The sequence below is a fragment of the Sporosarcina sp. YIM B06819 genome (genome assembly GCF_033485175.1).
Classification (GTDB): domain Bacteria; phylum Bacillota; class Bacilli; order Bacillales_A; family Planococcaceae; genus Sporosarcina.
Window position 1 is genome coordinate 1 of the sequence record NZ_JAWLIQ010000037.1, and the last position, 20,485, is coordinate 20,485.

The window sequence follows — 20,485 nt, forward strand, 5'->3', positions numbered from 1 at the left end:
TACAGACACAAAACAAAGCTGCATAATTTTTAAAAGCGTATTTTTTGATAGAGGAGCAGTCTAAGCTCTTGAAAAAGATGATTTATGAAATTGATTCAATCACCATATAATATATAAGTTTCTTAATTCAACAACTTTGCAGAAAGTCTTTTAGGAGGCAATAAAAAGGGGCAACTAAATAATGATTACTAGAGAAAAATTAGAAAATAATCAAGTTTGGCTATATGTCATTATACTCGTGATAGCGGCCGGATTTGGATTAATCGTTCCAAATATCGCAGGACAATTAGATATAACAATTTCTGCTGTCATCGCTGTTTTAATGTACAGTATGTTTTCACAGATTCCTTTTACCTCTTTAAAAGAGTCGTTCGCTAATCGACGTTTTATCTTGGCTCTATTAACAGTTAACTATATTGCAGTACCTATTGTGGTATGGATTCTATCCGAGTTATTACCTGAACATCCACCGTTATTGCTAGGGGTCTATTTAGTTTTACTCACCCCTTGTATTGATTATGTCATTGTTTTTACAGCACTAGGCCGTGGCAATGAAAAGGTTATGCTTATGTCTACACCCATTCTTTTCATTACACAAATGCTCCTATTGCCTCTATATTTATGGCTGTTTATGGGAGATGAAGCAAAAGGTATTGTGGAACCAGGTCCATTCTTAGAAGCCTTTTTCGGTCTCATCGTTATTCCACTAGGAATCGCTATCGCCATACAGTTATTCGCAAGAAAAGCATCTATCGGTAATAAAATAGTAGATCTATCAGCGTGGCTACCTGTTCCATTCATGGCACTGACTCTTTTTGTTGTCGTAGCCTCTCAGATTGGCAAATTATCTACCTATATGGACCTCATCATCAAAGTAATTCCAATATATATCGCTTTTATGATCATCATGCCCATTATTTCTCGATGTATCGCTAAGTGGTTTAACCTCGATACAGGATCAGGTCGTGCCCTTATCTTCAGTGGATCAACACGAAATTCGCTCGTGGTTCTTCCTCTTGCCTTGGCTTTGCCCAATGATGTAAGCACGTTAGTAGCCGCCATAATCGTAACACAGACAATCGTTGAACTTATTGGCGAACTAATTTACATTCGGTTAGTACCCACTTTACTATTACGCCAACAAAAAATGTGAAAGTCGACGGATTCTCAAAATAAGGAATTCGATTTGGTTGTTATTTATTTTTATCTTTGTTATGATAATTAAACGCCTAATTTTAGTGAGTGATGAAAAATGATACAGCTTACGTATACACCAAACTATATTTTTGTGACCCAAACCCTTGACTGATATCAGTCAAGGGTTTTTGTTGCCTAAAGGCAGGAATTTCCCTTTAGGTAATTGACAAAAAAATTAAAGTTTAAATGAAACTGCTGCATATCAAATGTTGATGGGAGTGAAAGTATTGGAAACTCAAAAATACAATGATCTTAAATTAGGAGAACGTGGTGCAATCCTTAGTATTATTGCTTATATATTCCTTTCCATTATTAAATTAGTTGTTGGATATTTGACTGACTCCGCGGCTTTAAAAGCAGATGGCTTAAACAATACAACGGATATCATTGCATCCGTAGCTGTTCTGATAGGATTAAGACTTTCTCAAAAGCCACCTGACAAAGACCATGGTTACGGCCATTGGAAAAGTGAAACCATTGCCTCCATGGTCGCTTCATTCATTATGCTGGCAGTCGGGATTCAAGTATTAAATGAAGCAATTACCTCCGTTTTCCAAGGTGGTAAAGAGTCTCCTCATATTGGCGCTGCTTATGTAGGTATATTTTCTGCATTCGTTATGTATTTTGTTTACCGCTACAATAAAAAATTAGCCGAAAAAATTAATAGCAAAGCAGTTATGGCCGCTGCAAAAGATAACATTTCTGATGCTTGGGTAAGTATAGGAACAGCTATAGGTATTTTAGGATCACAATTAAATATGCCATGGTTGGATACACTAACTGCCATAATCGTTGGCCTATTAATATGTAAAACAGCGTGGGATATCTTCAAACAAGCCTCACACGAACTTTCAGATGGATTTGATGTAGATAAAATTAAACTATATGAGGATATCATCAGAAAAGTGGACGGAGTTATAGATATAAAAAAAATTAAAGGAAGAAAATACGGGAATAATGAAGTAATTGATGTTGTTATTTTAGTCGATGCATCGTTAGATATTAAAGGCGCCCATGATATAGCAAGCCTTGTTGAAAAAGTTTTGATAAATAACTATGGTGTTTACGATGTACATGTCCATGTGGAGCCTGAATTAAATAGGGATTGATCAGTAATTTTACTTTTTATTCTGACAGAGACAAATAACAATAAGTTGTTTAATTCTGCTGCTATAAATATGAAAAACACCATTTGGAAAATTCAAATGGTGTTAAAATAGTTGTTTATTATTCTTTGATATGTGCTTATTTTATTCAAAATTAGTAACAATAACGTCGTTTGAAAATCAGGTCTTGCCGAACTAAACCTATCATTTAGCAGGAAAGGTAAAATGCTTCCTGAAAAGGAGTTTAACCAGCACAACAAGATAATTTTGATACGTCTTTATCAAACGTAAGGGCAGCTAATTTTAACCCTTCTGACATTGTTAAATAGGGAGCAAGGGTTTCACGAAGATCTTCTACGGCTAAACCGAATTTGACAGCCAATGTCGCTGCATAAATTACGTCTCCTGCGTTTTCTGCTACCACATGAGCCCCTAAAATTTTCAATGTTTTCGCATCTGCCACCAGTTTAAACACGCCTGTCGTTTCCCTGTTCACCAAGGCTCTTGGAACAGCATCTAACGGCAAGACGGATGTTTTCACTTCATGGCCTTTCTCTTTTGCCTGTTGCTCTGTTAAACCAACCGTTGCAATCGCTGGGGCTGTAAACGTAACTCCCGGCACTACTTCTAAATTCAACCTTTTGTTCAGTCCGCCAACAGCATTTCCTGCCGCAATTCCACCTTGATAGGCTGCCACATATACGAATTGTGGACCAAGCGTAACATCTCCCGCTGCATAAATACGTGAATTTGTTGTTTTCGAATAATCATCTATTATAATTTCACCACGGGATCCTACTTCAACACCTGCTACCTGTGAATTCAAGTTTGCAGTATTTGGCGTTCTTCCTGTAGCGACCAGCAATTGATCGGCTTCAATGGTTCGTTTCTTACCATTAACCTCAACATAGACCTTTTTAATATCTCCATCTTGTTCAACTCGTTCAAAGGATGCTCCTGTCACTAAGTTTACCCCTTGTTCTGTCAAGGCTCGCGTGATTACTTCTGAAACCTCAGGATCGTATTCCTTTAACAGACGCGGGCTTCTTTGAATCAATGTGACTTCTGAGCCCAGGTTATGGAAGAGTTGTCCTAATTCCATGCCGATATAGCCGGAACCGATAACCGCAAGACGCTTGGGAACCTTTTTTAATTCAAGCAACGTCGTGCTTGTTAAATAATCGACCTCATCCAGTCCTGGAATGTTTGGCACTGCTGGTGAAGCACCCGTCGCGATCAAGAATCGTTTTGCTATCATTTGGTTTCCATTGACTTCAACTGTACTTTCATTTACAAATTTCGCTTCACCTTTTATTAATTCAAAACCGTATTCATCAATTAAATTCACATACTTTGTATTTCTTAATTCATTTACTAACTCATTTTTTTGAGTTACTAATGGTTCTAAATCAACTTCTTTTGCTGTAATGTGTAATCCCATAAATGGATTATTTCTTGCCAAATGATTGATTTTCCCTGCTCTCAACAAGATCTTGGATGGTACGCATCCGATATTAACGCATGTTCCGCCCACCGTACCACGTTCGATCATCGCAACTTTTGCGCCTAAACCCACAGCTTCGATGGCAGATGAAAAGGCTGCTGCACCAGAACCAATGATGATGTAGTCATAATCATCTTTGCAACCTAAATCAACTTTTACTTGCGTTTGTAAATCCTCAACTTCACCTGGATGATATTTCGCTTCAGTAATCGCATTTTTAGCTGTTTCAACTTCTACGTCATTTTGAAGCTCAAATACAGCTTCCCCACGACGAAAATCAACTTCAATACACTTTGCACCTATATTTTCCAACGCAACTGAAACATGATGTTCACAATTTGTACAAGTCATTCCTTGAACGTTAATTCGATATTTTTTCAATACTATTCCTCCGTCCTTAAATTTCTAGTAAAGTTTCAATAATGGGGCATTCATAAATATCTTTGTTTGCGGGACATCTTTCTTTTAGATTGATAAGCATTTGTTCGATTTTTTTGAGATCTCGAATTTTCTGTTGAATGTCCTCTATCTTATAAACAGTGAAATCATACATATTACGGCACTTGGCTTCATCACAATCTACCACACCTAAAAGCTTATCAATTTCATTTAAAGTAAAACCTAATTCCTGAATGCGCTTAATGAAATTTAATCGGTCAACGGTTTGTTCTGTGTATATTCGATATCCTGACTCTGTACGAGAAGGTTTCGGCATCAATCCTAATCGTTCATAATACCGAATGGTTTCTTTATTAACGTTACATTTCTCAGCCAGTTCCCCAATATGAAACTCCATTTGTTTCACCCCATACGAATTATAAACCCTGTACCTAAGTACAGGGTCAATTTATATCTAGTTCCCCCAAAAATAGAACCACCTAACAGGGATGCCAATTCGTGTTTTTTAAAATTATTCGGCTTGTTGATTCAAGTTTAATACCCCTGGAATTAAACTGTTACTGATATATAGAAGGCCATTTTTAATTTATACTTTTATAGACTTGTCATTACTAAAAGGATCTACGGTAATTAACTCCTTCTTGTCTGTTAGTTTGTTTCGTCTTACTCATTTCGACATTTGGGTAGGTACTCATCGCCCTCTACATAAAAATGGTAGCGGTGGCCAAGGCACTGGTCTCCGCCACTATCATCCTTAATAATAAAACAAATATGCACCCATCAGACAAAAACCGATTAATGCAACCAGTAGGCTATAAATATTCGATGATTGCCTAATTGATTCAGTTAGGATTTCCTTAATCGTTACCATATATATAGTTCCAACTGTCAAACTTATTAAGAATGCCCATAATAGATTATTTTGCATGCCCATCATTTCCCCAACTAGTGCCCCAAGCGCAATGGGAACAGCTACGAAAATAGAGAGAAAGAATAACATAAAAATACTAGGCCCAGCTATAAATAATGGTGTAAATAGTATCATACCTTCGGGAATATTGTGCAATATTAGTGCTTGTAATAAAGCTATGCTTAATTGAGATTGTTCACTGGCCCCGAGGACTACTCCCATAGGTAGATTATGGATAGAGATAATTAGAGCTAGGAATAAACCTAGCCTTCTATTCTGATGTTTGTGTGATGCCTTTGTAATTACAGAGTTCTTATGAACCCGCATATGGATGAGTTTGAATATAAAAACTCCGGCTAAAAAACCCAACAAAAAAATAAGCCAATTGCCCAGTTGTATAGCTTCCGGTGCGATTTCAAAACTAATTAATCCTAAGATTAGCCCAGTGCATACCGCGTAGATAGTACCAATGCTTTTCTTAAAACCATTAATAAGACCAGCAATAACCCCTCCTACGCCAATTCCAGCAAAAGTTGATAAAAAACCGATAAACCAGACATGAGTCAATAAACCATCCTTCGATTGTTTGTCTCTATGTTTATATGACCATTGAATAAAAATTATGCTATATATGTTGAAATTAAGTCTCCTACTAATCCCGCTTCGGCGCTAGGGGGAGGCCTCCCGTGATAAGTCAGGCTGGGGAACGCCAGTCTTATCACTTCGGCTACCCGTAGAAGGCGCCTTCGCTCGAATCACATAGACATTCATAACTTCAATATCTATAGTGACTTATTTATATAAGTTCAACTTAGTATTGAATATCATTTCGGAAGGGGGTAGCGTCGGAAATGCGGATTTACAACGTTAAGGAATTCCAAATAAAAAAATAATTTATCGGCGTTGTAAGAGAAAAGCTTTTTCGACTTTCCATGAAAATTAGGGGTTCTATTTATAATACAGATTTCCGATTATTAAGGAATCAACTTTTTTTCATTTATCTTGTGCAGTTAAAGGCGAACTTAATAGGGTGATTATAACTTTCGTTTAACATTCTTCAGCATTATTTTGCTATGCGGAAAACTTGGTATGCTCACCATGCTGTAACTTAAATCCTGATCAGGAACCTCATATTCCATTCGATTGACCAGATAATCAAGACTTACTTTCATGACTTCAATTGTGACCCACTCCCCAGCACAACGATGTCCTATAAAGTAATCACCACCACCCTGTGGAATAAAGCCAAAGGGGCTTCCTTCCCATTTGGCAAACCGATTAGGGCTGAACACATCAGGATTTTCCCAAGTTTCAGGGTCATGATTGGTACCATAAAGATCCAGTAAAGTTAATGTACCTTCTTCAAATTTATTATCGTTCCAAATGAAATCCTTTTTTACCAATGCCACGACAAAGGGAAAAAACGGATAAAAACGACGAACCTCCTGTACAAATATTTGAGCATATTTCTCATCGTGGGATTCAAGTTTCTTCCTTTCTTCCGGATGATGGTGCACTGCCAGTGCCGTGAAATTGATGAATATAGCGATCGCCACAATAGGTCTCAAGATATTGATCACTTCCACAGCAGCAGTCTGATTATCCAGAAGATTCCCTTCCAGATCGCGATGCTAGGCAAACCTGTGTAATGCAGTATTTTCAGGGGGATTCATTTTCCCATCACGAACCTCATTAATGAGTTCTCCAATCCACTTCTCTACCCGATTCCGTGCATTTCTTCCTAGCCAATGAGCTGGACCAACAGTAGCCGTCGACTCGAACATCGCTACCAAATCTTTTGTCAGCTTCTTCACTTCGTCTTCCTGTACCGGTACACCTGCCCACTGACAGGCTGTCCTGCACATAATTTCCTGCACTTCTTCATAAAGAACAACCTTATCCATCTGTCCCCATTTATCCACCGCCATTTCCCACTGGTTGTTTGTAATGCCGGCCAGTTTTTCAAGCCTGTTAGGAGACATGATCGACATAAACATTTCCTTGCGGTGCTTATGGTTCTGTCCATCTAACGCCTGAACACCATTCTTGCCAAACAATGTTTGCGCTGCCCAATTTGGTGCTGCATCTTTCCTTTTGAATTTCTCAGTGTCATAAAAAACTTCGGCAGCTTCCTTTCCTACCATACAGATTGCTTTTTTCCCAAGCAATCGGGTCTCAAAAACATTAGATTTAAAACTTTTACATCTGTTTAAAATGTACATATATCCTTCTCTCATAAGGCTTAAGCTGTGATCTATTCCTTCTTCCCGAGGCATTTGATTTGTATCAGACATATCATTCATCTCCATTTTTCATAATAATGGTCATATTCTTTGTAAACTTTCCCCTGTTTAGTATCAAAAGTTGTACCCCTAATTAGATTTCAAGCTGAAAAATGTACCGCCCAGACCATTAAGAATTCCTTAACGTTGTTAAAATCGGGGTAATTGCCAGGAGAATTTGCATACCGTTGTAAACCCGCATTTTCCTGACGCTACCCTCGATGGAAGTATTCTGTTTTACTTTTCCGCGATTATATACTCAATTCCTGATGCTGGAGATTCGATTTTTCAATTTGGAGCGTAGTATGTTCAATTTTGTAGTTGTCACGTATTAGATTAATTGCTTGCTGAAGAACTTCTTGTTCATCTTTCTCTTCTTCGATGAGAATGTGACAGCTTAACATATCCAACCCCGATGTAATCGTCCAAATATGAAGATCATGGACATTTTTCACACCTTCAATATTTTCTAATTCAGCTAAAACTTCTTCTTTTTTAATCATCAGGGGTGAACCCTCCATTAAGATATGAATACTCTGTTTAAGCACTCCCCATGCACTTTTCAAAATCAACAAAGCGACTATCACTGAGATGATTGGATCTGCAATATACCAGTCAAACAGGAGCATGAGCAGACCAGCCAATATTGCACCAACCGAACCTAAAGCGTCACCGATTATGTGTATGTGCGCACTTTTTAAGTTAATATTCCCCTTTACATCTGCTTTTTTTTGAAGAGCCATTGCACTAAGAAGATTTGCCGCTAATCCGATGAATGCAATGATCATCATCGTTCCACTTGCGACTGTTGGCGGTTCATTTAATCGTTGAATTGCTTCTTTAACGATAAACCCCGCAATCACAAATAACGTAACGCCATTAAATAAAGCGGCTAGAATTTCAAATCGATAATACCCATACGTCTTATTCGGGGATGGCGGTCTACTTGCAAACCAAATTGCCACGAGACTTAAAGCCATCGAGCTTGCATCCGAAAGCATATGACCACTATCTGATAACAGGGCTAAACTATTTGTGAACAGCCCTCCGAAAAACTCCAAAAGCATAATGAGAGTTGTAATGGATAAGGCAATGATGAGCCCCCGCTTATTCCCTTCTCGTTTTTCCGCAAAATGATTATGTTCATGACCCATTCAAGAGCCCCCTTTATGTAGTTGTGTTTTTCATATGTTCCACTATATTCCTAGCACCAAACCCTACTCCCTGAAGCAATGAAGATCCTCTACGTGATTGCCATGGTAAACCTAAAAAGTAAAGACCTTTTATCGGGCTACCCCCCTGTCATGATAAATGTTTTTTGTTCATCAATGACAACATCAACTTTTAGCCATTCATACTCTTGTTAGAATCCGGTTGCGGGTATTACATTTTCCACTTCAAGGGTAGTTGAATCCTCGAATATAACTTGATTGTACGCACCACTAACGACTCTTCCCTTTAACGTAATTGCCCATGCTTTTACTGCATTTTTCAAGTCACTTCCGAAGATAGGGGCGCTTTTTTTCAACATTCCCCCTATGTATGACGTGTTTGCTACTTTTATTATCCCCAATTTATCAAACCACTAAAACACGCTCATCCCACCTAAATTAATGGAAAATAACTTGTTCTCTTACTTATTGCTAACTATGTATCTCTTTCTTCTGACAACTCCGCGGCGATTTGAACACCACTGTTGCCACCTCCTACAACATGGGCACACTTGACTTCTGTCTTCACAGTTCGGGACTTGCACCCTATAGACTCCCCCATGCTGGGCGCACCTGAAAATCCTCGGAATGAGGATTCACTTCTTTTATAAACACAAGCTATCCTTCCTACTTACTTGATCGGATTTAAAAATGTATATATAAACACCGTTCAGTTTTGAACGATGTTAATCCGTGGATTATATAAAAAAATTATCTACCATTATCTTCTTCCTCCTCTGAAGGTCCTTCATTTGAAACTGGCTTATCTTCATCGACACCGTTGCAGCCGAACAAAAAGCCTGCCGATAAAATAACAGACATAAGCGCAAGAATATTTTTTTTATACTTCATCCTAATTCCTCCTTTCTGCATCTACTCATGATAAGTTGTCCTGCTTCTTCAAAAGTATTCATAAGCCACTAAAAAGTATTACTTTAGCCAATCGGTCCTTCCTTGTTGTTGCCGTTAAGCTTATCGATTTCGGCTTTAGATTTATCAATTTCAGATTGCATCGCTTCCAACTTGAGGGCCGGATTGTGAAAATTATTACAGGGGAAATATCTGAAGATGATACTAAAACTTATATGGAGCAAATTTAGCCTGGTTGAGCATTAAAATTATGTTACTTATCATTTCTTAACAAACACCGTTCGCGAAATTCGAACGGTGTTTGTGGATATATATCTAAACTATTAGCTCTTGTTCTTAATACATTCTGTTTAATTCTGATAAAGAGGTACAGAAGATTTCCTTTTTTATCCATATGGTTAAAAAGCAGAAAATAAAAACCTTCAGAAATATGAAGGTTTTTATTTTTTGTTTTTATACCACTGGAGTTGCATAAATAACTAATGAATACTCTGTTTACTCCTCTTTGTAGTACAGAGCCAAAAAGTAATCACTTCAATAATGGTTGATCATTACGGGACGGCTTTCCCTTCATTTTTGCGAAGTTAAAGCGAAAGGTAAACGGAAAACTCTAAAAATTATCCGTTAAGGGCTTCTTTATTGAAACTAGCATACATCTGGGGCGTACTTAGTTCTAGAAAAGAGTGGGCAGTTAAACAATTGATTCATCATTTTTTTTTTGCTGTCGATTGTACACAAATTTAGATAAAGTGATGCTACCTTCATATAAAAGTAGCAATGGAATAATCACAAGTATATCTGATAAAAAGTCAGGCGGTGTAATTAAAATTGACGTAATAATTAACACGAAGTACGCATATTTCCTTATTTTTTGTAGAACATATGGATTAATTATTCCTAAACTTGTTAGAAACATAATCACGACTGGCAGTTCGAACAAAAATCCAAAAGGTAAAGTCATGTGTAACAAAAATCGAAAATATTTTTCTGTTGTGAAAAAAGTAGTAAACATGTCATTTGATAATGACATCAAAAAATTCAGCACTAAAGGAAATAGAATAAAATAACCAAAACTAATTCCTACAATAAATAGTATAAATAATGCTGGTACATAAGCAATAGTCACTTTACGCTCTTTTGGCGTCAGGCCCGGCCGTACATATTGCCAAACTTGATGTCCAGCCACAGGCATAGTAGCAGCTAAAGCGACAACACTTGCTATCATTAAATATACCATTAAAATATCACTTGGTCCTAATAAGGCTAGCTTAAATGGTAAGTCTTTGACAAGCAAGTGATAAATATCTTGAACGTAAATGAAGGAAAGCAATAAGAACAGTAGAAAAACTCCTAATGTGATAATTATTGCCCTTCGTAACTCTTGTAAATGTTGTACAACATTCATGTTTTGACCTTTCATCAACAACCCTCCTTGAAAAAAGGTGCAATATTTTATTACACGTCTTTATTTTCTTGCTCTTGGATTTTTGAAACATTTTTGTCATCTGATAATAGATCTTTAGTCGAATTTTTAAACTCCCTTAATGTTGAACCAAACGCCCTTCCGATTTCAGGCAATTTTGAAGGTCCGAAAATAATGAGAGCAATTATTAGAATCAATATTAATCCTGGTATCCCTATATTTTGAATCATGATATCCTCCAATTTTTTATTATATTTTAAAATGATCACATTTAAATTATCTAAACTAATAAAATTAATTTTTCCCAAGCTCTTTTAAACCTTTTTTGTTTAATTATTTTTGAAAATCTAGGGGTGAATTCTTTTTTCTGCATAATTGCTACATTATTACGCAACTGATGTTAGAACCTTCTTTGAACACATATTTTTATGTCTTCTTGTTTATTCATTCAGATACCAAAATTACTCCTTTTTTTTACAATGGTTCCTTTGCAATTCCTTCACCCCAGGACAAATTAATATTTAACAAAAAAGGCTGTAAGATACATGATTAAAAGACCTATCGTAAAACCACTAAAATTTAACCAAGAAACAGTTGGTTCCGAATGTTTCTTGTGATCGTTTATTAACATTTTAGTTATGACATAAATTACTTGTAAAATGGCACCTGCACCAATCCCTAAGAACAAAGCTCCAAGAATTGGTGAGAAAATAAATCCACCAAACCAAGTTCCTAAAATGGCAGGACTTCCTGCTATTATTCCTAGTAAAACGAAGTCTCGAATCCGAGGTTTCATTTTTAATAAAGGAGCGGCTATTCCTATACCTTCCGTAATATTATGAAGGGTAAACCCAATGATTAAAAATGTTCCTAGTGCAGCTTCACCTAGAGAGAAAGAGGTACCAATAGCCAAACCTTCTCCAAAGTTATGAAGCCCGATTCCGACAGCCATCAACAAAGCGATATTTAAAGGAGAATAAGCTTTCTTTTGTAGCTTTTTTTGTTGATACTGATCAAAACCAATTAACAATATGAAAGTTAGTAATGCTCCTAAAATAACCACCATATTACCTTGCAAAACCATAGGAGCTTCGGCACCAATTTCAAAACCATCAGACAAAGTTCCTATAAATAAGAATAGAAGTAACCCCACAGTAAGAGCAAGAATAGCGTTAATCCATTTTCGTGAGAACCGTTTCATAAATGGATACCACAATAATCCTAATGTAATTGGAACAACTCCTACATAAAATCCGATAAACCCGTAATTAAGAAAATTGCTCAATGTTCTTTCTGGAGTGAGAGTAGCAGCTGTAATTTCCCCTTCCGTGATAATTCCATTTTCAGTAATTATCTTAATTACATGCGGATCACCTTGCACCCACGGGTAATTGATGGTTACTACTCCTTCTTCAAATCTTTTAAATGTTTCTGTTGGAGAAACACTAAAATTCCATAATGAATCATCTACTATTACTTGAGCTATCTTAATGGAATCTGGCCCGGTATTACTAATTGATAATTCAAATCCGTTATGTGTTGTATTTATACGTTCAATATTTAATACCTCTATTGGGGCAGCAGGGTCTTTTTCAATACCAGCTCCATTAATCATCACCCATGCTACTACCACGACAAGTAGCAGTAGCGGTATTAACCCCGAAATTAACCATTTAACCTTCACTTTTGTAAACCTCCTTTACTCTACTTCGAAAAATCCCATCCATCCTAACTCAGCGAACTCGCTTACATGAGCATGAAACATATATTTACCTTTATACGGAAAACGAACTTCGATTATTCCGCGTTCACCCTGACATTGCATAATTGTATCTGTAAATTGTGAAGGGTTATCGTTTCGACCTGTTGGATAATACGTAAAGAAAACAGCATGTAAGTGGAAAGAATTCAACAAATCGAATTCCGTTAAATTGCTCAGGTAAATTCGTACGAGCTGATTCTTTTTGATTTTAATAGGGTGATTCATAAATGCATTCGCATATCCATTTACCGTATACAATTCGTTTTCACCATCTAAATCTAGATCATATCCATTCATGACCATGTTCAATTCTAATGCCGGTTCTCTTGGCTTTTTTGGATCAATAATAAAATTACCATATAAACCTTTATGAATATGTCGAGCTAACGGGAGGACATGGCAATGGTAAACTTGTAACCCGTATGGATTTGCTTCAAATTCATACGTGAATTTTTGCCCGGGATAAATGGGATCCAACCCATCCATTTCTGGTGGGTGAAATCCATGAAAATGAATAGAGTGAGGATGACTTCCACTATTAGTAAAGTGAAACCGTAAAAGATCACCTTCTGTACAACGAAAAGTTGGACCAGGAATTGTTCCGTTATAGGTCCATCCGGGAAATTTTATTCCTTTTGCAATTTCGATTTCTTTATCAATTGCCACGACATCATATTCCCTCAATATTTGCCCACTTGGCAGAGTACTAACTTTTCCATAATCAAACGTGGTAAGTAGCTTTTCAGCCATTAAATAGCCTTCACTTTTTGATAAATCAGTACTCATATTACCGTGATTCATGTTATCGTGTTTATTTCCACCGGGTGTTGCCGCTTTTATTGCGGGTGTAAGTCCCGGAATTGTATTTAATAAATAGCTTCCCGCTAATCCAATAACTCCTGCAGAACCTAATTTTAAAATATCTCGCCTAGACACATTTTTTTCATCACTCATTTTTTTACCTCCACTTTTGTCAATAAGGAAAATTGAATGCTATAAGCCTTAATAATACCTACTAACTTACCTTCTTTAACTGTGAAACTTACATTTTTCAAAGCCTCTCTACCGTAGTAGGAAACATATTATTCTTTTACAGAAATGGCTGTTTTCTCAAATACCCCCTCATTTATCAATATTAAATACGCGAAACTTGGACGAGGGCAACTTTTTCTCGAGATATACACCATAATTAAAAATGATAAACGTACCAATGCTTTCTTACACAAAATTCTTTCCCTAGGGCAACTTTTAGGCCGAAAAAAAGCAAACTATATGCTAATTCTGTTTCAAAAAAAATGATTTTGTCTTTAAAATATATGAATATCACTCCGTATTAGTTCCTCCAATTCTAATATTTAAACAATAAATACACTTCTTTAACAAATGATAATCGCATCATTTGTTAAGAACACAGAATTTTGTTTCCCTAGGGAAACTATTAGGTTGAATAAATCATACCACATGGGAATTATTTTTTGCAAGTGTAATTCTGTCATTTTAGAATATTTGTAAACCCCTGTAGTTTAGTACCTGTCAAAATATTTAGTTTCAATGTTTTCAATTTGATCTACCCATTTCTTATGTACTCGGTACAGTTTATGCGCTGATACGCAACAATAACTAGCATATCTGCTTAACCATAAATTGATTACTTATTAGCTAAGTGATTGGTTTCCGCTGCCATTAACTAGATTTCAGATGGAATGAAACCGATATTAACGCATGTTCTGCCCACCATTCCTAGTTCGATAATCGCAACTTTTGTAGCGTAATCCACGGCTTCAATAGCCTTTTTGGCTGATAGGTGCGTATCTGATTTATTATTAAGGTTGAAGTTGACATTGAAGTCCTGCTTGTCCTGTACCAATAATAGTCTCATATCCCATGAGTTCCTCTCCTTTTAATAAATCTATTTCTAACGCAAAGAAGCCAAAGTAACGACTACAGTCGAATCTTTGGCTTCTTTAGAAATGTTCTTTATTCGATTGACTTCTTTGGTTTAATGAAAAACATACAGATGGCAATAATCACGAATGCCACTAATGCCAAAAATGGTATCGTAACAAACCCGAACCAATTTATATACTGGGCACTACAAGGCACACCGCTTACGCATGGCTTGATGCCTCCAAAGCCGGGTATCTTCTGCTCTAAATAATGCATGAAGGATATACTTCCTCCAATAAGTGATAGCGGAAGCACGAACTTTTTAACAGAATTGTCATTTTGGAATGTTCCAATCCCTAATATTAAAGCAAGGGGGTACATGAAGATACGCTGATACCAACATAACTCACATGGAATATACCCTTTAATTTCACTGAAATACAAACTTCCAAACATGGCAACTAATGAAACAACCCAAGCAACATATAATAGGTATCCCTGTGGTTTGGTTTTATTTTCTTTATTCCGCATCAGTCTTTATCCTTAGTCGCTTGCTCAATTGCAGTCTTAATGGCTTCGTAATCAAATGGGTCCTCCATTATTTTTCCGTTTATGGCAATGGTCGGAGTCATAGTAACACCGACTTCTGTTACTAAATCGTCGTCGTGCTTAATGCTCTCTCCAGTCGCTTGTTGTTCCATGTCTTCTTTTAATAGTGTTTGATCAATCTCAGGGAATCCACTTGCAATTTCAAGAATTCTTTCTGGGGTTATCCACTCTGCATCATGATTTTCAGTGGGCTGTGCATCAAACAATGCTTGATGGAAATCCCAGTATACACCGGGATTCCGCTCAAAGACGGATTCAGCGGCAATCGACCCTAAAATCGATTCTTTACCGTGGAATAATACGTTCACGAATGAAAATTTAACTGTACCTGTTTCGATATAATCATTTACTAGCTTCGGATAAATCTTTTCACCCCATGCTTTACATGCAGGACATTTGAAATCACCAAATTCAACTACCGTTACAGGAGCATCTTTCTCCCCAAGTAAGGGCTGCCCAGTGATATCGATTTGCTTTATATCCGTTGGCAAGGATTCTTCTTTATTGCTGAATACAACAACTGCCGCCAATATTGCAACTGCCACAAGTGTTAAAACAACTACAAATTTCATATTTGATTTCTTATTCTGTTTCATCAAATACCTCTTCTCTTATATTTATTATTGCATACTAGCCATTAATCCAAAATAGAGCGAAAGGACACTGAACATCCCCATGAAAAATGGAACAACTGCGGGCATCTTTTTCCTGAAGCTGTAAACGATAAGCCACATGAAGATAATCGCTACGATAAAAAATAATGTATTTATTGTATTTAAACCGAATTGCAAACTCATTGAAGGTTCAATGATCCCTGAATAAAAGTAATCGAAGATATCCGAAGGACCGCTTCCTCCGAGAGTTATCTCGATACTATGAGGAGGTTCCTGTTGTCCCAAGACTCCTGTCGAAACAAACGTAAAGAAAAGGAGAACGCTTTCGAACTTCAACCACGGTATTGGATTGATTTGCTCTTGTTTTTTCAATTTGCGTCTAATCCAAAACCCATTTATAAAAGCAAAAAATAAAACAGGGATGATGGTCAGATGCTTCACTAATAAGGCTTGTCCATAGGGTATCATCCATGCGTCCGCATATTCGTTTACATCGATTACCAATGTCATAAGAAATAATCCAGTTCCTGCAATCGTAAGAAAACACGTGATTGCCAGAGGGGTAAACCATCTTAAATAAGAAAGCCAATTCTCTTGGTTTTTTGAACACCAACCGACGACAAGGAGTATACCTATCCATATGGTAACAGCTAAAAAATGCAATGAGTGAAAAACAAAACCACTCCAATCAGTGAGCGATGCCGCGTGACTTGCCCATCCTAATGCCAGAAGCAGGGCGAAAGTAAAAGCTAATGAAGTGCCAGAGAATACTTTGCTTTTCAATACCGGGAACAACGATACAAACAGATAAAAGAAAATAGTAAGTACGACCGTTACATTCCAAGCCCTTCCTACTTCAAACCCCATAAGTACATTTTGCAATGTCATCATCAGGCCGATATCTTCATAAAGAAAAAGGATAATCCTGAACACAGGTGCAATAGAAAAGAACACAATTCCTAACACAGCTAGTTGAATCAGTCGTTTAGGGATATGTATTTCGGGTTTCAACCGCTCCGGAATGAATTGAATGATAAATGAGCCTATCAATAGTGAAAAACAAAGATACAACAAACTTTCAGAAATATAAATCCAAACCATTTATTTTTGCCTTCTTCCTATGATCCAGCCAAAAAATCCGCCAGCTATTGTAAATAAAACGACAAGGATTACGACCAGGACATCATTCGATGCTATTTTCGATGAATCTTCTACTGACTGCTCCACTGGTTTTTCTACTGGTTCTTCAGTGGGACTAGCAGGTGTATCCGTAGATTCTTCGGATGCATTCGGGGCTACAATTTCCTCTTGACTAACCACAAATGAATAGCTCCCCTGTATCGGATGTCCGTCCGCGCCAATAATCTTCCAGTCCACTTTGTATGTACCATTATCCAAAGGTGACATGAAGGCTCCTGTCATTTTATTATCACTGAACTGGATATTTCCAATGATGATTTCTTCGTCATTTTCGTTAAATACTTTTATAGCGCTCATCGTTTCAATCTTCGTATTAAATTCCAATACAACTTCATGAACATCTTCAACTACTTCTTCCCCTTCAGCCGGTGAGGAATTCGTTAAACCGGTATGCGCGGAAACAGTAGATGAAAATGCGAACAATAAAATCAGTGTTGCACTAATAATCCTCTTCATTTAATCTCTTCCTCTCAAATAGTGATGTGATGTTAACACCGTAATTCGAATTAATTGTAACAGAAAAGCCACTCATTAAAACAACTATTTGAACATTATAATTGACAATTTTCCAACGATTACATATGCTAAAGATAATCAAGTGAATATTTGAATGAGGTGAAGAAATGACAGGTAAATTGAAAGATCATAGTAGCTCTGCTACACCGGATTCATGTGAGACGTATTGTTATCATGAAACAGTTGTTAACCGCGTCAACGAGCGAATCGAAGAAATTAGCGGCGTGGAACTACTGTTTAAAGCCCTTGCAGATGCCAATCGCATGAAGGTAGCCTACGCACTTACGCTCGAAGAGGAAATGTGTGTCTGTGATGTAGCCAAGGTCTTAAAGACCTCCACCGCGAACGCCTCCCACCATTTGCGTTATTTACGGGATATGGGGATTACCGGGTCCAGGAAAGAAGGAAAGCTTGTCTTCTATTCCTTAGTTGACGAACATGTCCATCAATTAGTGAATATTGCACTCGAACATTCGAAGGAAGGATGGTACAAATGAGTTCAGACAAAAACGTTTATAGACTCCAAGGACTATCTTGTACGAGTTGCGCGGCTAAATTCGAAAAAAACATTCGTGAAATAAAGACCGTTGACGATGTACAATTGAATTTTGGTGCGTCCAAAATTACTGTCGTAGGAGATGCATCCGTAGAACAATTGGAAAAGGCCGGAGCTTTTGATGGAATAAAGGTTTATCCCGAAAAGCAACGAATTGTTGAAGTGAAAGAGCCGTTCTGGAAAAAACGGGAGAATCAGACGACCGTTGCATCTCTATTCCTACTAATTCTCGGCTATAGCGCTTCGTTTTATAAGGGAGAAGAAAGTATACTAGCTATCGTTCTCTTTGCTTCAGCCATTATCGTTGGAGGGTATAGTCTATTCAAGGTCGGTTTAGTAAATCTAACTAAATTGCAGTTCGATATGAATACCCTTATGACGATTGCTGTTATTGGAGCTGCTCTTATTGGTGAGTGGGGTGAAGGCGCAGTTGTTGTCTTCCTTTTCGCTATAAGTGAAGCGCTTGAAAGTTATTCAATCGATAAGGCTCGAAACTCAATCCGCTCCCTTATGGATATCGCACCAAATACAGCGACCATCAGACGTGGAACTAATGAATTTGAAATCGACGTTGAAGATATTCAAATTGACGATATTATGATTATTAAACCTGGCCAGAAGATTGCGATGGATGGAGAAGTTGTAAAAGGAAGTTCTTCCATCAATCAGGCAGCCATCACGGGAGAATCCGTCCCTGTCCATAAAGTTTCCGGGGACGAAGTGTTTGCGGGAACAATAAACGAAGAAGGCTCATTAGAAGTGCGTGTAACAAAACGAGTGGAAGATACTACAATCGCCAAGATTATCCACTTAGTCGAGGAAGCTCAAGCTGAAAAGGCTCCTTCCCAACAGTTTGTAGACAGGTTCGCCAAATATTATACACCGGCAATAATGATCATCTCCCTGCTCATTATTGTTATCCCTCCCCTATTTTTAGGTGGAGTATGGAGTGAGTGGGTTTATAGAGGTCTAGTAGTACTTGTCGTAGGATGCCCTTGCGCCTTGGTCATTTCAACCCCTGTTGCGATTGTGACTGCGATTGGAAATGCGGCACGCAACGGCGTGCTCATTAAAGGTGGAATCCACTTGGAAGAAACGGGACGCTTGAAAGTAGTGGCGTTTGATAAGACCGGGACATTGACACAAGGTACGCCAGAAGTAACGGATATCGTTTCATTGTCGGATATGAGTACCGATGAAATTCTCCGTATCTCGGCATCTGTTGAAAAATTTTCTCAGCATCCATTAGCTTCTGCAATCATCAGAGATGCCGAAAGACAAAATTTAGAATTAGTTCCTGTTGATGATTTTCAATCAATAACGGGTAAAGGCGCCAAAGCAACTATCAACAATGAGGATATCCATATTGGGAGCCCTAATATGTTCAGGGAATTGCTAACTCTTCCCGATGAATACGAACGCCAAATTGAAACACTTCAAAAAGAGGGAAAAACTGTGATGTTGGTAGGCCTTGAAAATGAGGTGAAAGGCCTGATTGCAGTTGCCGATCAGGTTAGAGAAAGCAGTATGACGATTATTAAAAAACTATATCAGTTAGGAATTCAAAAAACGATTATGCTGACGGGAGATAATCGAGCTACTGCGAACGCCATAGGCAACCAAATCGGTCTCTCTGAAGTGAAAGCAGAATTGATGCCGCAAGATAAGTTGGATACGATCAAATCTCTCCGAGAACAATTCGGCAAGGTGGCCATGGTCGGGGACGGCGTCAATGATGCCCCTGCATTGGCTAGTGCGACCGTAGGCATTGCGATGGGTGGAGCAGGTACTGACACAGCTTTGGAGACGGCAGACATTGCATTAATGGCTGACGACTTAGAAAAACTACCCTATACAATCGGCCTAAGCCGTAAAACGCTGAATATCATTTTGCAGAATGTTTCATTCGCATTAGGCATTAAGTTACTAGCCCTACTGTTGGTCATCCCAGGTTGGTTAACATTATGGATGGCGATCTTCGCGGATATGGGCGCTACTGTGATTGTTGTATTGAATTCTCTTCGATTAATGCGATCCAAGTATTAAACGATTCACATCGTTAATGGGATTTATCCTTGCTCTGCAGCACCATCGAACAGAATCATATTGATTTCACAAAAATATATCTCTGTTGTAAGCAATGGCGAGGATTACTCCAACCCAAAGTCTGCCAAACAAGGGATACAGTGCAAACAGCCTGTCGTATTTGAAACTCAAATTCGATAGGCTGTTTAGTAGGCTGGCAGATAATCGTCTTTTGTTGGATAAACGATCGGTTTTGATGCACTAAACGTCAAGCACTTCATTCTTTATTCACCCTTTTGTACTAAAATTATATATTCGAATCAATTTCATAAATCATCTTTTTCAAGAGCTTAGACTGCTCCTCTATCAAAAAATACGCTTTTAAAAATTATGCAGCTTTGTTTTGTGTCTGTA

At 37.7% G+C, this 20,485-nt stretch carries 19 protein-coding genes and 1 pseudogene; 4 read left to right on the plus strand and 16 right to left on the minus strand.

Going from position 1 to position 20,485, the window contains the following annotated elements; genetic code table 11:
- The first annotated feature begins 181 nt into the window (after positions 1-181).
- Together R2B72_RS17540 and R2B72_RS17545 are read left to right on the plus strand one after the other, a co-directional pair.
- On the plus strand, positions 182-1,153 hold the full coding sequence (locus R2B72_RS17540) for an arsenic resistance protein (protein WP_318618139.1): 972 nt from the start codon (positions 182-184) through the stop codon (positions 1,151-1,153).
- A gap of 271 nt (positions 1,154-1,424) precedes the next feature.
- Positions 1,425-2,306, plus strand: coding sequence for a cation diffusion facilitator family transporter (locus tag R2B72_RS17545; RefSeq protein ID WP_318618140.1), 882 nt, complete (start codon positions 1,425-1,427; stop codon positions 2,304-2,306).
- 241 nt (positions 2,307-2,547) lie between these two features.
- Here the strand turns inward: R2B72_RS17545 and merA are convergent, their stop codons facing one another.
- The 16 genes and pseudogenes from merA to R2B72_RS17625 all read right to left on the minus strand — a co-directional run bounded on the left by merA (position 2,548) and on the right by R2B72_RS17625 (position 17,430).
- Entirely contained in the window at positions 2,548-4,188 is a 1,641-nt protein-coding gene (gene merA, locus R2B72_RS17550; RefSeq protein WP_318618141.1) for a mercury(II) reductase, read from the minus strand.
- Between the two features lie 16 nt (positions 4,189-4,204).
- The gene (merR, locus tag R2B72_RS17555; protein ID WP_318618142.1) at positions 4,205-4,603 is read right to left on the minus strand and encodes an Hg(II)-responsive transcriptional regulator; all 399 of its coding nucleotides are present in this window, start codon (positions 4,601-4,603) and stop codon (positions 4,205-4,207) included.
- Between the two features lie 357 nt (positions 4,604-4,960).
- The gene (locus R2B72_RS17560) at positions 4,961-5,683 is read right to left on the minus strand and encodes a ZIP family metal transporter (protein ID WP_318618143.1); all 723 of its coding nucleotides are present in this window, start codon (positions 5,681-5,683) and stop codon (positions 4,961-4,963) included.
- Positions 5,684-6,150: 467 nt separating this feature from the next.
- Positions 6,151-7,410 (minus strand): annotated as a pseudogene (locus R2B72_RS17565) (cytochrome P450).
- Positions 7,411-7,649: 239 nt separating this feature from the next.
- Positions 7,650-8,552: a cation diffusion facilitator family transporter gene (locus tag R2B72_RS17570; RefSeq protein WP_318618144.1), complete on the minus strand. Its 903-nt coding sequence runs from the start codon at positions 8,550-8,552 to the stop codon at positions 7,650-7,652.
- Positions 8,553-8,761: 209 nt separating this feature from the next.
- Positions 8,762-8,929, minus strand: a complete 168-nt coding sequence (locus R2B72_RS17575) for a hypothetical protein (protein WP_318618146.1) — start codon at positions 8,927-8,929, stop codon at positions 8,762-8,764.
- Between the two features lie 391 nt (positions 8,930-9,320).
- Positions 9,321-9,461 carry a hypothetical protein gene (locus R2B72_RS17580; protein ID WP_318618147.1) on the minus strand — a complete coding sequence of 47 codons (141 nt, stop codon included), beginning with the start codon at positions 9,459-9,461 and terminating at the stop codon, positions 9,321-9,323.
- A 709-nt stretch (positions 9,462-10,170) separates the two neighbouring features.
- Positions 10,171-10,899 carry a twin-arginine translocase subunit TatC gene (gene tatC / locus R2B72_RS17585; RefSeq protein ID WP_318618148.1) on the minus strand — a complete coding sequence of 243 codons (729 nt, stop codon included), beginning with the start codon at positions 10,897-10,899 and terminating at the stop codon, positions 10,171-10,173.
- 35 nt (positions 10,900-10,934) lie between these two features.
- Entirely contained in the window at positions 10,935-11,132 is a 198-nt protein-coding gene (gene tatA, locus R2B72_RS17590) for a twin-arginine translocase TatA/TatE family subunit (protein WP_318618159.1), read from the minus strand.
- Positions 11,133-11,416: 284 nt separating this feature from the next.
- A complete protein-coding gene (locus R2B72_RS17595) occupies positions 11,417-12,586 on the minus strand; it encodes a ZIP family metal transporter (protein ID WP_318618149.1) in 1,170 nt (389 codons plus the stop codon).
- Positions 12,587-12,601: 15 nt separating this feature from the next.
- Entirely contained in the window at positions 12,602-13,618 is a 1,017-nt protein-coding gene (locus R2B72_RS17600) for a multicopper oxidase domain-containing protein (protein WP_318618150.1), read from the minus strand.
- A 733-nt stretch (positions 13,619-14,351) separates the two neighbouring features.
- Positions 14,352-14,543 (minus strand): hypothetical protein, encoded by a 192-nt coding sequence (locus R2B72_RS17605; protein WP_318618151.1) that lies wholly within the window; start codon positions 14,541-14,543, stop codon positions 14,352-14,354.
- A 98-nt stretch (positions 14,544-14,641) separates the two neighbouring features.
- A complete protein-coding gene (locus R2B72_RS17610) occupies positions 14,642-15,082 on the minus strand; it encodes a disulfide oxidoreductase (protein ID WP_318618152.1) in 441 nt (146 codons plus the stop codon).
- Complete coding sequence (locus R2B72_RS17615; protein ID WP_318618153.1) at positions 15,082-15,756, minus strand: DsbA family protein; 675 nt, start codon at positions 15,754-15,756, stop codon at positions 15,082-15,084. The genes R2B72_RS17610 and R2B72_RS17615 overlap by 1 nt, the downstream gene beginning before the upstream one ends.
- A gap of 24 nt (positions 15,757-15,780) precedes the next feature.
- Complete coding sequence (locus tag R2B72_RS17620) at positions 15,781-16,875, minus strand: copper resistance D family protein (protein WP_318618155.1); 1,095 nt, start codon at positions 16,873-16,875, stop codon at positions 15,781-15,783.
- On the minus strand, positions 16,876-17,430 hold the full coding sequence (locus tag R2B72_RS17625; protein ID WP_318618156.1) for a copper resistance protein CopC: 555 nt from the start codon (positions 17,428-17,430) through the stop codon (positions 16,876-16,878).
- Positions 17,431-17,597: 167 nt separating this feature from the next.
- Between R2B72_RS17625 and R2B72_RS17630 the strand changes: the two genes are divergently transcribed.
- Entirely contained in the window at positions 17,598-17,987 is a 390-nt protein-coding gene (locus R2B72_RS17630) for a metalloregulator ArsR/SmtB family transcription factor (protein ID WP_318618157.1), read from the plus strand.
- Complete coding sequence (locus tag R2B72_RS17635; RefSeq protein WP_318618158.1) at positions 17,984-20,092, plus strand: heavy metal translocating P-type ATPase; 2,109 nt, start codon at positions 17,984-17,986, stop codon at positions 20,090-20,092. Before R2B72_RS17630 ends, R2B72_RS17635 begins: the two co-directional genes overlap by 4 nt.
- Positions 20,093-20,485 lie beyond the last annotated feature (393 nt).